13 protein-coding genes are annotated in these 13,148 nt (G+C 32.6%); 12 read left to right on the top strand and 1 reads right to left on the bottom strand.

What is annotated here, in order from left to right; genetic code table 11:
* Nucleotides 1–27 precede the first annotated feature (27 nt).
* From ACXX80_RS06955 to ACXX80_RS06935, 5 genes are all read left to right on the top strand, one after another.
* Nucleotides 28–1,686 (top strand): alpha-amylase family glycosyl hydrolase, encoded by a 1,659-nt coding sequence (locus ACXX80_RS06955; RefSeq protein WP_458552601.1) that lies wholly within the window; start codon nucleotides 28–30, stop codon nucleotides 1,684–1,686.
* Nucleotides 1,687–2,008: 322 nt separating this feature from the next.
* Nucleotides 2,009–2,686, top strand: coding sequence for a glycerophosphodiester phosphodiesterase (locus ACXX80_RS06950; protein WP_458552600.1), 678 nt, complete (start codon nucleotides 2,009–2,011; stop codon nucleotides 2,684–2,686).
* Nucleotides 2,687–3,016: 330 nt separating this feature from the next.
* A complete protein-coding gene (locus tag ACXX80_RS06945) occupies nucleotides 3,017–3,424 on the top strand; it encodes a GxxExxY protein (protein ID WP_417991636.1) in 408 nt (135 codons plus the stop codon).
* Between the two features lie 34 nt (nucleotides 3,425–3,458).
* Nucleotides 3,459–4,679: a BaiN/RdsA family NAD(P)/FAD-dependent oxidoreductase gene (locus tag ACXX80_RS06940; protein WP_458552599.1), complete on the top strand. Its 1,221-nt coding sequence runs from the start codon at nucleotides 3,459–3,461 to the stop codon at nucleotides 4,677–4,679.
* 125 nt (nucleotides 4,680–4,804) lie between these two features.
* Complete coding sequence (locus ACXX80_RS06935) at nucleotides 4,805–5,539, top strand: BamP family beta-assembly machinery protein (protein WP_458552598.1); 735 nt, start codon at nucleotides 4,805–4,807, stop codon at nucleotides 5,537–5,539.
* Between the two features lie 8 nt (nucleotides 5,540–5,547).
* Here the strand turns inward: ACXX80_RS06935 and ACXX80_RS06930 are convergent, their stop codons facing one another.
* Nucleotides 5,548–6,024 (bottom strand): TspO/MBR family protein, encoded by a 477-nt coding sequence (locus ACXX80_RS06930; RefSeq protein ID WP_458552597.1) that lies wholly within the window; start codon nucleotides 6,022–6,024, stop codon nucleotides 5,548–5,550.
* Between the two features lie 317 nt (nucleotides 6,025–6,341).
* Here ACXX80_RS06930 and ACXX80_RS06925 point away from each other — a divergent pair, with 317 nt between their 5' ends.
* The 7 genes from ACXX80_RS06925 to ACXX80_RS06895 all read left to right on the top strand — a co-directional run bounded on the left by ACXX80_RS06925 (nucleotide 6,342) and on the right by ACXX80_RS06895 (nucleotide 13,119).
* Nucleotides 6,342–7,424 carry a diphosphomevalonate decarboxylase gene (locus tag ACXX80_RS06925; protein ID WP_458552596.1) on the top strand — a complete coding sequence of 361 codons (1,083 nt, stop codon included), beginning with the start codon at nucleotides 6,342–6,344 and terminating at the stop codon, nucleotides 7,422–7,424.
* Nucleotides 7,425–7,465: 41 nt separating this feature from the next.
* Complete coding sequence (locus ACXX80_RS06920) at nucleotides 7,466–7,660, top strand: hypothetical protein (protein ID WP_417981667.1); 195 nt, start codon at nucleotides 7,466–7,468, stop codon at nucleotides 7,658–7,660.
* A gap of 53 nt (nucleotides 7,661–7,713) precedes the next feature.
* On the top strand, nucleotides 7,714–8,652 hold the full coding sequence (locus tag ACXX80_RS06915) for a mevalonate kinase family protein (RefSeq protein WP_417991630.1): 939 nt from the start codon (nucleotides 7,714–7,716) through the stop codon (nucleotides 8,650–8,652).
* 294 nt (nucleotides 8,653–8,946) lie between these two features.
* A complete protein-coding gene (locus ACXX80_RS06910; RefSeq protein WP_458552595.1) occupies nucleotides 8,947–10,380 on the top strand; it encodes a sensor histidine kinase in 1,434 nt (477 codons plus the stop codon).
* A complete protein-coding gene (locus tag ACXX80_RS06905; RefSeq protein WP_458552594.1) occupies nucleotides 10,364–10,771 on the top strand; it encodes a response regulator transcription factor in 408 nt (135 codons plus the stop codon). The genes ACXX80_RS06910 and ACXX80_RS06905 overlap by 17 nt, the downstream gene beginning before the upstream one ends.
* A 216-nt stretch (nucleotides 10,772–10,987) precedes the next feature.
* A complete protein-coding gene (locus tag ACXX80_RS06900; RefSeq protein WP_458552593.1) occupies nucleotides 10,988–11,941 on the top strand; it encodes a geranylgeranylglycerol-phosphate geranylgeranyltransferase in 954 nt (317 codons plus the stop codon).
* 269 nt (nucleotides 11,942–12,210) lie between these two features.
* A complete protein-coding gene (locus ACXX80_RS06895; RefSeq protein WP_196852801.1) occupies nucleotides 12,211–13,119 on the top strand; it encodes a pseudouridine synthase in 909 nt (302 codons plus the stop codon).
* The last annotated feature ends 29 nt before the right edge of the window (nucleotides 13,120–13,148 follow it).

Genomic DNA, 13,148 nt, shown 5'->3' with positions numbered 1-13,148 from the left:
GAAACAAATCATTTCATACTAAAAAAAATGAAAAAATATTCAATCCCACTTTTACTATTAACCATGACAATTTTAAGCAGTTGTTCCAGCACAAAAACGATTGCTGAGAGTAACAAGACGCCATTCGTTTGGGAAGGGGCGAATGTTTATTTCCTGATGACAGATCGTTTTAACAATGGTGACACTTCAAATGATATAAACTTCAACAGAACCAAAACAACAGGAAAACTTCGTGGTTTTGAAGGTGGAGATATAAAAGGAATTTCTCAAAAAATTGACGACGGCTATTTTGATAAATTAGGAATTAATGCCATTTGGTTTACACCAATAGTGGAACAAATTCACGATGGAGTTGACGAAGGAACCGGTTTAAGTTATGGCTTTCATGGTTATTGGGCGAGAGACTGGACCAACTTAGATCCTAACTTTGGAACGAAAGAAGATTTAGCGGCATTAGTTCAAAAAGCACACGCACACGGGATACGAATTATCCTAGATGGCGTAATCAATCATACAGGACCTGTTACTGCTGACGATACAGTTTGGCCAAATGACTGGGTGAGAACGGGACCTAATTGCGATTATAAATCTTTTGAGAACACAACTGCCTGCACGCTGGTATCTAATCTTCCGGATATAAAAACAGAGAGTAATCAAGCTGTGACTTTACCTCCTTTTTTAATCGAAAAATGGAAAAAAGAAGGGCGATACGAACAAGAAATGAAAGAGCTAGATATGTTTTTTTCTCGCACCGGTTATCCAAGAGCGCCAAAATATTACATCATAAAATGGTTGACGGATTATATTGCAGATTACGGAATTGACGGTTACAGAGGCGACACCGTAAAACATACTGATGAAACCGTTTGGGCAGATTTTAAAACCCAATGTGATTACGCTTTTGAAACTTGGAAGAAAAACAACCCGACAAAAGTTTTGGACAATAATCCTTTTTATACCATTGCTGAAGTCTATAATTATGGCATTAGTGGCGGACAAGATTTTGATTTTGGAGACAAAAAAATAAACTATTTTAAAAATGGTTTTAACAACATGATCAATTTTGAGTTCAAATGGGATGCACAAAAAGACTATGAATTTATATTCTCCAAATATTCAAACAAGCTGAACAATGACTTGAAAGGATATAGTGTTTTGAACTATTTGTCTTCGCATGATGACGGCGGACCATTTGATGGAAATCGCACCAAAACTATAGAAAGCGGAACAAAATTATTACTGAGTCCAGGACTTTCTCAAGTATATTATGGTGACGAAAGTGCTCGTTCGTTAGTTATAGAAGGCACTCAGGGCGATGCTACATTGCGTTCATTTATGAATTGGGAAGCTATCAAATCAAATCCTGAAACCCAAAAAACACTTTTGCATTGGCAAAAATTAGGGCAATTCAGAAAAAATCACCCATCAGTTGGAGCAGGAATTCACAAGCAAATTTCGGCCCAACCCTATACTTTTTCCAGAACTTTTTCTAAAGGAGATTATTCAGATGCAGTGGTGGTAGGATTGGATTTGGCAATTGGCACCAAAGTACTTGCTGTAGATTCAATTTTCGCAAACGGCACCTTATTAAAAGATGCGTATTCCGGAAAAGAAGTATTTGTTGTGAATGGAAAAGTGACAATCGATTCTGGATTTGATATTGTTTTATTAGAATCGAAAAAATAATTTTAATCAGTCGAATTAAATTAATAAAACATCAATCAATATTAAATAAAAAATTGAAACACATAGAAACATAGAAAAAAGAGTGGTATAGCCCAATTGCTTCGCCTATTCGCTATCGCTCGGGTCTTGGGTTCACATAGCTATGGTTTTCTCTAAAAAAGTAAAACGCCTTTTAAATTTCAAAATCTATGTTTCTATGTGGTTAAAAGATTAATCAAATTGAATTATACCCACAAGATTAATTTTTAAAATAATTTAATCCAAACGTCTTTAGAAATGAAGGCGTTTTTTTTATGTTTACCTTTACCAAAAATAAAAGACAATGCTCAAAATTGGACATCGTGGCGCAAAAGGATATGAACCAGAGAATACCTTTGTTTCGTTCCAAAAAGCATTAGACATGCTAGTGGACGGTATTGAGCTCGACGTGCATTTGAGTGCTGATGGCGAAATAATCGTTATTCACGACGAAACTATTGACAGAACGACCAATGGAAAAGGTTTTGTAAATGCATTATCTTTGCGGGAATTGAGTGCTTTTCGAATAGATGGAAAATACGAAATTCCAACTCTTAAGGAGGTTTTTGATTTGGTAAACCAAGATTGTTTTATCAATATTGAACTCAAAAGTTATGAGGCAACGGATAAAGTAGTTTTACTGATTGAAAAGTATGTCACTAAAAAAGGTTGGAAATACGATCGTTTTTTAGTTTCCAGTTTTGATTGGAACGCCTTGCAACAAGTGGCATTTTTAAATGATAAAATTCCCATAGGAGTTTTAACTGAAACCGATTTAGATTTGGCGTTGGCTTTCGCCAAATTCATTCAGGCAAAATCCATTCATCCTCATTTTCATTTATTGACAAAAGAAAACACGGCACAAATGCAGGGAAAAGGATTGCAGGTTTTTCCATGGACAATCAATGAATTTGAAGATATTCAAAAAATAAAATCATTCAACGTAAACGGAATCATCACTGATTTCCCAAATAGAATATGAAGCAGAATAATTTCAAACCATTAAGAGAATTAAGTCAGTTAAGTAATGGAATATATAGTTTGTTTATGACAAAAAAGAGACTACTCCATTGTCTTATGGAATCATTAAATATCCCTAAAAAACACTTACAAATATAGCAGTCCCTAAATCATATAAAATTTTATTAAATAATATTTTTCTAGCCATGCATTAAACTTAAAAATCTTAACTTTCTTAATGGTTTATTAAATAAAATTAGATATAAACATAATCGCTGTTCCAAATAAGATTTTATTTCGAAACCATTAAATAATTTAAGTCAATTAAGTAACGAGGTAAATAATTCAGTTTATGACAAAAAAAGAGATAACACAATTATCCTATGAAATTATTGGTTACGCAATAAAAGTTCATAAAAAACTAGGGCCCGGTCTATTAGAAAAAATTTATGAAGAATGCTTGAAATATGAGTTAGAAAAAAATGGGTACAATGTGAAGCAACAATTTAGTGTCGCAATAGATTACTATGATTTAGAACTTGCCAATCCATTAAGATTAGATTTATTAGTAAATGATTGTATTATTGTTGAGTTGAAAACGGTTGAAAAATTTCACCCAATTGATGAAGCTAAACTACTAACTTACATGAAACTATTAAGTATTCCACAAGGGCTACTCATCAATTTTAATACTCTCAATATAACAAAATCATGCAAACCTTTAATTAACGAATATTTTTCAAGGTTAGCGGATGAGTAAACTTAAAAATCTTAACTCTCTTAATGGTTAAAAAATGAATCAGAATTTCGATATAATAATAGTAGGCGGAGGCGCAGCAGGATTTTTTACAGCGATTAATATTGTGGAGAAAAACCCAAAACTGAAAGTCGCAATTTTAGAACGCGGTGCAGAAGTATTGCAAAAAGTTAGAATTTCCGGCGGTGGAAGATGCAACGTCACGCACGCTTGTTTTGAACCGAATGAATTGGTGAAGTTTTATCCACGTGGCGAAAAAGAATTACGCGGTCCTTTTCATCAGTTTTGTTCTGGCGATACGATTGAATGGTTCGAGAAAAATGGCGTAGAATTAAAAATTGAAGCGGACGGACGCATGTTTCCCGTTTCGAATTCCTCACAAACAATTATTGATTGTTTTCTAAAAGCAACTCAAAAACTAGGAATCTCGGTTCTTACCGGACAAAGTGTACAATCTATTTTCAATCTCGAAGTTTCGGGAGAAAACTTATGGAAAATCGAAACCCAAACTGAAAACTATCTTGTCGAAAAGTTAATTTTAGCCACAGGGAGCAATCCTAAAGTATGGGAAATGTTACAAAATTTTGGACACGCTGTTGTCAGTCCGGTTCCTTCCCTATTCACTTTCAACATCAAAGATTCTAGAATAAAGGAATTACCCGGAGTTGCTGCACAAGTTACCGTAAAAGTAAAAGATACCAAACTTACTTCAACGGGACCTTTGTTAATTACCCATTGGGGAATGAGTGGCCCAGCGATTTTGAAACTCTCCGCTTGGGGTGCCCGAATCTTGCATGACAAAAATTATCAGTTTACGATTTACGTAAATTGGTTGAATGATGAAGACACAGCGGATGTTGAGAAAAAGCTAAAAGAATTAAAACAAGAACACGCAAAAAAATCAGTTTCTAAGAAATCCCCTTTCGAAATCACCAATCGATTATGGGAAAGTTTAGTGCTCGCTTCCGGAATTGAAGTGGAGACGAAATGGGCCGATTTATCTAAAACACAACTGCAAAATCTAGCGAATCAATTGACAAATGGAACTTTTCAAGTCAACGGAAAAAGCACCTTTAAAGAAGAATTTGTAACCGCTGGCGGAATTGATTTAAAAGAAATCAACTTCAAAACCATGGAAAGCAAATTACACAAAAACCTATATTTTGCTGGTGAAATCGTCAATATCGATGCCATTACCGGTGGATTTAACTTTCAGAATGCTTGGACTAGCGGGTTTATTGTGGCGAGCGCTATATAGAAATAAAGTTATTACATTTCAGCACTTTAATTAAGAGAATTTTAGTTTTTGATTAAGAAGACTTTACCATTCTGTTTTCGTTTTCATGGGATGATTTGAATATTTTTGTAATCAAATCATTACGAATGATAAAAACCTACTCTTCTATTATATTATTATTATTTGTATTTCAGTTTGGTTTCTCGCAAACCGAAAAATTAATCAACGGCAAAGTTTTACACGAACAATTTCCGGTGGAAAAAGTTGATGTTATAAATAAAACAACACAAAAAAGTACTACTACCGATATCAAAGGTAACTTTGTATTATCTGCCAAAACCAATGATATTATTATTTTCTATAGAAAAGAATATTATTTAAAGGAAATCCAATTAAGACCAAACGATATTGCGACCAATAATATATCAATTTCAATGGTTAAAAAACCCGAGGAACTAGAAGAAATTATCATTAAACAAACACCAAAAATTGATTGGAAATTAGATACAAAATGGGAGCAGGTAAAAAGAGATGAGATTACTGCAGAAAGGGATGAAAAAAGATTAAAAAACACAAGAATTGACGACCTAACCATTGACAAAGGACTGAATTTAGCTCGAATTGGGGAAACTATATTTACAGCTTTGGTGAAAGAAAAGAGTAATGAAAAAGCACATCAAATTCAATTCAAAGCATTGGCAAAAAGCAGCTGTGATGAAAAGTTTTATTTTCAAACTTTAAAATTAAAACCAGACCAAATAGAGCTGTTCCTAGAATTTTGCGATGCGGATCCTAAATCAAAAACAGTTGCCGAAAGCAACAATGTATTGACTGTAATGGATTTTTTGCTTGCGAAAAATATTGAATTTAAAAAACTATAAACAGGATCTTATCGATTCAACCACCAAATACTTCCATTTAAAACCGCAGCAAAACTTACCCAAGCCAAATACGGAAGGAATAAATAGCCCGCAATTTTATTGATTTTAGAAAACTGAATGTACGTTTCAAAAATCATCAACCACAGTATGATAATTTCTAATCCCGCTAACATTGGATTGTGTAAACCAAAGAATAAATACGACCACAAAGCATTTAATGCCAATTGTATCGCAAAGAAAACCAAGGCTTTTTTAACGATTTCTTTATCAGATTCTATTCTATCCCAAACTAATCCTGCGGCAACACCCATCATTACATATAACATACTCCAAACAGGTGCAAAAATCCAATTGGGCGGATTAAAACTTGGTTTTATCAAACTGGGATACCAAGTAGTGATAGCAGAACGGGTAACCGTTCCAGAGAAATAACCAATAGCTAAACACGTAACAACAACAGCTAATATTCGGGTGATTTTATTCATTTTTATGCTTTTAAATATTTCAAGACAACATATATTCTTTAACCATATAAGTCATTTAAGAAAAAAAAATATTGATTCTCCTTTATACTTTATAATTCTAACCATTAAGAAATTAAGAAAAATTACGCACTATGCCTTAATGAAGCTTAATTTCTTAATGGTTTAAAAAAGACTCTTAATTATTAAACAAGCCCTTAGATGGACTTATATGATTATTTTTTATTGGCCAAATTTACTTAAATCTTTCTACCGATTAACCACATAAACGAATAAACAAATAAATCAAAAAAAGTATCTTTGCGTAAATTTATACATTCATGATTTCAGCAAACGATTTTATTCCATCAAAATATACGCATTCAGTTGAAAACGGAAATTTTCAATGGAGCGCACCCAGCAACATTGCCCTTGTAAAATATTGGGGGAAAAAGGACAATCAAATTCCAGCGAATCCTTCGGTGAGTTTTACCTTGAATAATTGTAAAACGATTACCAAATTGGCTTTCGCCAAAAAAGAAAACGATGGTACATTTTCCTTTGATTTACTTTTTGAAGGACAACCAAAAGAAGATTTCAAACCGAAAATTCAAAAATTCCTGGAACGAATAGAAATCTATTTGCCGTTTCTAAAAGACTATCATTTTACGATTGACACAGAAAATACCTTTCCGCACAGTTCCGGAATTGCTTCATCAGCATCTGGAATGGCAGCTTTAGCGATGAACTTAATGAGTTTAGAAAAAGCGTTATATCCTGAAATGACTGAGGAATATTTCTATCAAAAAGCATCTTTATTAGCGCGTTTGGGTTCCGGAAGTGCTTGTAGAAGCGTAAAAGGACAAGTAGTGGTTTGGGGAAATCATGCAAATATCTCTGGAAGCTCTGATTTATTTGGGGTTGAATTTCCAAATGCGATTCATGCTAATTTTAAGAATTTTAAAGATACCATTTTACTGGTTGACAAAGGTGAAAAACAAGTTTCAAGTACGGTGGGACATGATTTAATGCACAACCATCCTTTTGCCGAAAGGCGATTTGCACAAGCGCATGAAAATTTAGACCAACTAATTTCAATTTTTGAAAGTGGAAATTTGGACGAATTCATCAAAATTGTAGAGAGCGAAGCCTTGACGTTGCATGCTATGATGATGACTTCGATGCCTTACTTTATATTAATGAAACCGAACACATTGGAGATTATAAATGCGATTTGGAAATTTAGAAATCAGACTAAAATTCCGGTTTGTTTCACGCTAGATGCCGGTGCAAATGTGCATGTTTTGTATCCTGAAAATGTTGCCGAAACAGTTTTACAATTTATTAAGAACGAATTAGTTGGCTATTGTCAAAATGGTCAGTACATTTGTGACGAAATTGGAAATGGTGCTGTGTTGATTTAATTTGTTTTTTACCTATCTTTATTTTTTAAAGAGCTGAAATTATGGATATTCAATCAGATAAATTAGAATTGATTAAAATGCTGTTAGAAACTGACGATACAACTATAATCGAAGCTATCAAAAACATTTTCAAATCACAAAAAAAAGACGTTTGGAAAGATTTATCTCCTGAACAACAAGAAGAAATTGATCTGGGAATCTTAGAAGCAAATCGCGGAGACCAAGTTGATTTATAAAACAGCAAAAAATACTTAATTACCAACCCCAAATTGTTAATTTACAATACTATATGAAAGGACCTTTGTTTTACTCAAAAATACTACTCTTTGGAGAATACGGAATTATTCGTGACTCAAAAGGGCTTTCAATTCCTTATAATTTTTACAACGGTGCACTTAAAAGAGATGAAAATCCATCTGAAGAAGCCATCAAATCAAATGGTCACTTGAGACGTTTTGTAACTTATTTAGAAACTTTGCAAAACGAACAATCTGACTTAGTTACTTTTGACCTGACTGCATTGAAAAACGATGTTGAAACCGGAATGTATTTTGATTCCAGTATTCCTCAAGGATATGGGGTAGGAAGCAGTGGCGCGCTTGTAGCCGCTATTTATGATAAATATGCAAATAATAAAATCACGGTTCTGGAGAATTTGACTCGTGAAAAATTATTGCAATTAAAAAACATATTTTCTCAAATGGAGAGTTTTTTCCACGGAAAAAGTTCTGGTTTAGATCCATTAAATAGTTATTTAAGCATCCCGATTCTTATTAATTCTAAAGATAATATTGAAGCCACCGGAATTCCAACACAAAGTTTTGACGGAAAAGGCGCTGTCTTTTTATTAGATTCAGGAATTGTGGGCGAAACGGCTCCGATGGTAAATATTTTCATGGAAAGCCTAAAAGACAAAGGTTTCCGTGCGATGTTGAAAAATCAGTTTGTAAAATATACAGATGCTTGTGTAGAAAACTTCCTTGGCGGAGACATGAAATCATTATTTATGAATACCAAGAAATTATCAAAAGTAGTTTTGAATAACTTTAAACCAATGATTCCGGAACAATTTCACGGAATTTGGCAACAAGGAATTGACAGTAATGATTATTATTTAAAACTGTGCGGTTCTGGCGGTGGCGGTTATATCTTAGGTTTCACCGAAGATTTAGAAAAAGCCAAAGCTTCCCTGAAAGATTATAAACTAGAAGTAGTATATCAATTTTAAAAAATTTATTAGTACAACAAATTTATGCTGACGGCACAATTTTGTTGAAAACAACTAATTTTAAATTAGAAAAACACGAATTTACCTGGCCAAGCTGCCTTGTAACATTCGTGTTTTTTTTATGCTTATTAAAAAAATTATTTACTAAAAAAATATTTTTTTGATAAAACCTATAAAAATAAAAACCAAATTATTCGATGTAAATAAATTTAAACAAAATCTTACATTTCAATAAAAAACATCTTATCTTTAATCATCTGATTTTTTTTGCCCTACTACAAACAAAAAAACTATATGACTGAAAATAAAATTCTTGAAAATTTTAAGCTACGCAATATTTTCATACCTCTGATTATAGTAATTCTATCTTGCTCTTCATTGATCATCATCAACTACCTGACTATTAAAATCTTGTCAGTATCAAGGGCGTATGTAAATGGAGAATCCCATTATTCTAAAGGGCAAAAAGATGCAACCCGATACCTTATCACCTACATTTATACTAAAGATTCCATTCAATGGAAGTTATTCAAAGAAGAATTAAGTGTTCCTATAGGAGATAGAATAGCACGAATCGGCCTATCCAATAATGGTGACATCAACACCATTAAAGATGGATTAAGGGCTGGCAGAAATCATGAAAAAGATCTGGATGACATGGTTTGGCTATTTAGAAATTTTCACACCGTTCCTTTCTTGGCAAAGGCTATCAATGAATGGAGAAAAGCGGATGATTTAATTGTGCAATTAGAATCCATTGGAAATGAAACTCATAAAAAAATGAATGCTAATGTCTTAAAACCGGATGAAAAACAAAATATTTTTCAACGGATAAACAGCATTACTGATAAATTAACAATATATGAGCGTAATTTCTCTGATGCACTAGGAGAAGGTACTCGTTTAATTAAATCCTACCTTCTTTTTACCAATATCTTTTTTACGTTGATAATCATTGGAAGCGTCTGCATTTACTACTCCGTAATGGTTAACAGACTAAGACGCTCGAAACAGGAAACTGATGATAAAAACAGAAATTTAATCATAGCCAATAAAGAACTGGATAAATTTGTGTACAGTGCTTCTCATGATCTAAGGTCACCCATCTCCTCCTTAAAAGGATTAATAGAGATTGTAAAATTAGAAGATGATTTGGATGAAATTAGAGATTATTTAGATTTAATGCATCAAAGTCTTGATAAGCAAGATCAATTTATAAGAGATATAATTGATTATTCGAGAAATAAAAGAAAAAAAGTAACCGCTGCTGCTGTTAGTATAAATGAAATTATAGATGAAATCATTTCTCAACATTTTTATATTAAAGGAACCCATGAAATTGCTATCAAAAAAAACTTATCCGTTGATGAAGTTCAAAGTGATGGATTGAGATTAAAGATTATTTTGAATAACTTACTATCAAATGCTATCAAGTATTCTGATGAAAAAAAAGAGCATCGTTATATTTCTATTAAAACTTACGCCAAAGGGGAATTTTACAAAATAGAAATTGAAGATAATGGCATTGGAATTAATAAAGAATACCAAGTCAAAATTTTTGAAATGTTTTTTGTGACTAATAACAACAAGAAAGGCTCCGGTTTAGGGCTTTACTTAGTAAAAGAAGCTGTTGAAAATCTTAATGGAAGCATAACCGTAGATTCTAAAATGAATATTGGAAGTACATTTATAGTAACAATACCGAAACTTTATGAAGCACAATTATAAAATTTTGATAATTGACGATAATATAATTGATCAAATTGTCACGAAACAATTGCTAAAAAAAACACTCGGTATAACTGATATAAGTACTGCTAATAATGGCAAAGAAGGAATTCAATGGCTTCGTAATCACAAAAGTAATACTGAAAAATCTCTAATTATTCTGTTAGACATTAAAATGCCCGAAATGGATGGATTCGAATTCCTTTTGGAATATGAAACGCTACCCGAAGAATTGAAAAAAGAAACTCAAATTTTCATGCTCTCCTCTACATTAAATCCTAATGATATTGCACGTGCAAAAAACAATCAATACGTAAAAAATCTTTTAAGCAAACCTTTGCCAGTAAAAGAATTTGGAGAAATGATAAATACCGATTCTTCTTCAAAATAGAACAATTGATTTTGGGTCAAATGAAATCAGAATTATTATTTGTGTATTTTCGCAAAATAATCGTGGCATTTCACAATATCCTCTTAAAAGAATTCTCGTGCATGTGTTTTTGTAAAAAAATCAAGTTAATTTTAAAAACAAAATCCTAAATTTGAGCACAAATAGGCAAGTTTGTTATACCAATGCAAAAACTTGACAAAAAAATACTAATAAAAAATGTTTAGCAGAAAACAGAAACTTTTATTAATGAAAATTATCAGTTTGTTCTCTGTCGTTAGAGGCTATAACATTCCAGTAATAATTTTGGCGCAATACCTTTCCGCGATATTTATTTTGGCTCCGGAAAAAAGAGCGTTAGACATTCTGCTCGATTTCAATTTATTCATTCTTGTTTTTGCTTCTTCACTTACGATTGCTTCGGGATATATCATCAATAACTTTTATGACAACAGAAAAGATTTAATCAATAGACCTAACAAGTCAATGCTGGATCGATTAGTAAGTCAAAAAACAAAACTGAAGGTTTATTTTACACTCAATTTTATTGTTGCCTTGATGGCGTTCTTTGTTTCCTGGCGCGTATTTTTATTCTTTTCAGGATATATATTTTTCATCTGGTTTTATTCCCACAAAATAAAAAAATACCCAATAATAGGAAACCTAACTGCTGCATTACTTGCTATTTTACCCTTTTTTGCCATACTGTTGTATTTTTATACACGGATTCCATATGAAGAGATTGAAAATTACAAAACACAACTTGGAGTTATTTTTTCGCATGCCACTTTTTTATTTTTGCTATTGCTGATTCGGGAAATGATTAAAGATTTAGAAAATCTCAAAGGCGACTTAGCCAATAATTATAAAACGATTCCTATTGTTTATGGCGAAGAAATATCAAAAAAAATCATTACCGTTTTAACAATTCTGACTATTCTTCCAGTGTACGCTTTAATCGATATTTACGATGTGGGCTACATGGATATTTATTTTTACTGTTGCCTCATCGTTTTGATATTTTTCTTGTTATACTTATGGAAATCTAATGCGAAACCACAGTTTTTATTGCTTCACAACATCTTAAAATTCCTTATTGTTGCTGGTGTTTTTTGCATTGTCTTGATTAACCCAAGTGTTTTATGGCACGGGAAAAGATTGTTGATGGTTTAATTTTGCCTTTTTCCAAATTATTAAAAGGATAAAAAACCATTCTCGAAATTCTCCTATATTCCCCGATTAGCATAGCCCCGATTGCAACGGCATCCTTTTTCTTTTTCCTTTAAAAAGAAAAAGATAGAGTGGAAAGCGGGAAATAGCTCTAAAAAATCAAAAGAATCATATTAATTAGCTTATTAACTAGATAGTTAGCGTTTTTATAATTGGTGGTTATTGATTGTCAAGTATATAAATAGTATCTTTGCACAAATTATTGGAATATTATGAATAACAAGGAAGGCAATAATAAGAAAAGTGGTCCAAGAGCAGCTAGCTCAAGACCAAGTTCGAATAAGCCAAAACCTGCCATGCAGAAGCGAGCTCAAGGGCCGAAAAAAGTTAAAGTAAATACTAAAGTTGCCGATATCGCTACTGATAAAGTAGAGAAAAAACCAAATCAAGCACCAAAGAGACCGAAAGTAAAAGACGAAATTCGTTTGAATAAATACATTGCTAATTCTGGTGCGTGCTCGCGTCGTGATGCGGATATTTATATTCAATCCGGAACGGTAAAAGTAAACGGAATTCCTGTTACCGAAATGGGATATATGGTAAAACCAGGTGATGTTGTAAATTTTGACGGTGCTACTTTGACTCCGGAGAAAAAAGTATACATCTTACTGAACAAACCTAAAAACTTTACCACTGCGATGGACGAAGGTCAGGAATATCGTAATGTATTGGAATTAGTTAAAGGTTCTACGACTGCAAAAATTGGTGCAGTGGGAAGAATGGACAAGAATACAACTGGTTTGTTATTGTTCACGAATGACACGGATATGATTCGTAAATTTACGTTACCAAGTCAAAAATCATCTAAAATTTACCAAGTTTCACTTGATAAAAACTTGAAATTTGAGGATTTAGAAAAAATAAATAAAGGTTTGACTCTTGACGGACACCGCGTTTTTGTGGAAGATGTAAGCTATATCGAAGGTGAAGCGAAAAGTGAAATTGGATTACAATTAAGATCGGCTAACGTGAAAGTGGTTCGTTCTATTTTTGAACACTTTAGCTATGATGTATTGCGTATTGACAGAGTTTCATTTGCTGGTTTGACCAAAAAGAATTTGCCAAGAGGAAACTGGAGATTGCTTACTGAACAAGAAATTATCAATTTGAAGAACGTTTAATATTTCTTTGAAATTATAAATATGAAATC

This window comes from Flavobacterium sp. GNP002, assembly GCF_054343795.1.
This window is presented reverse-complemented; position numbering and strand designations above follow the sequence as displayed.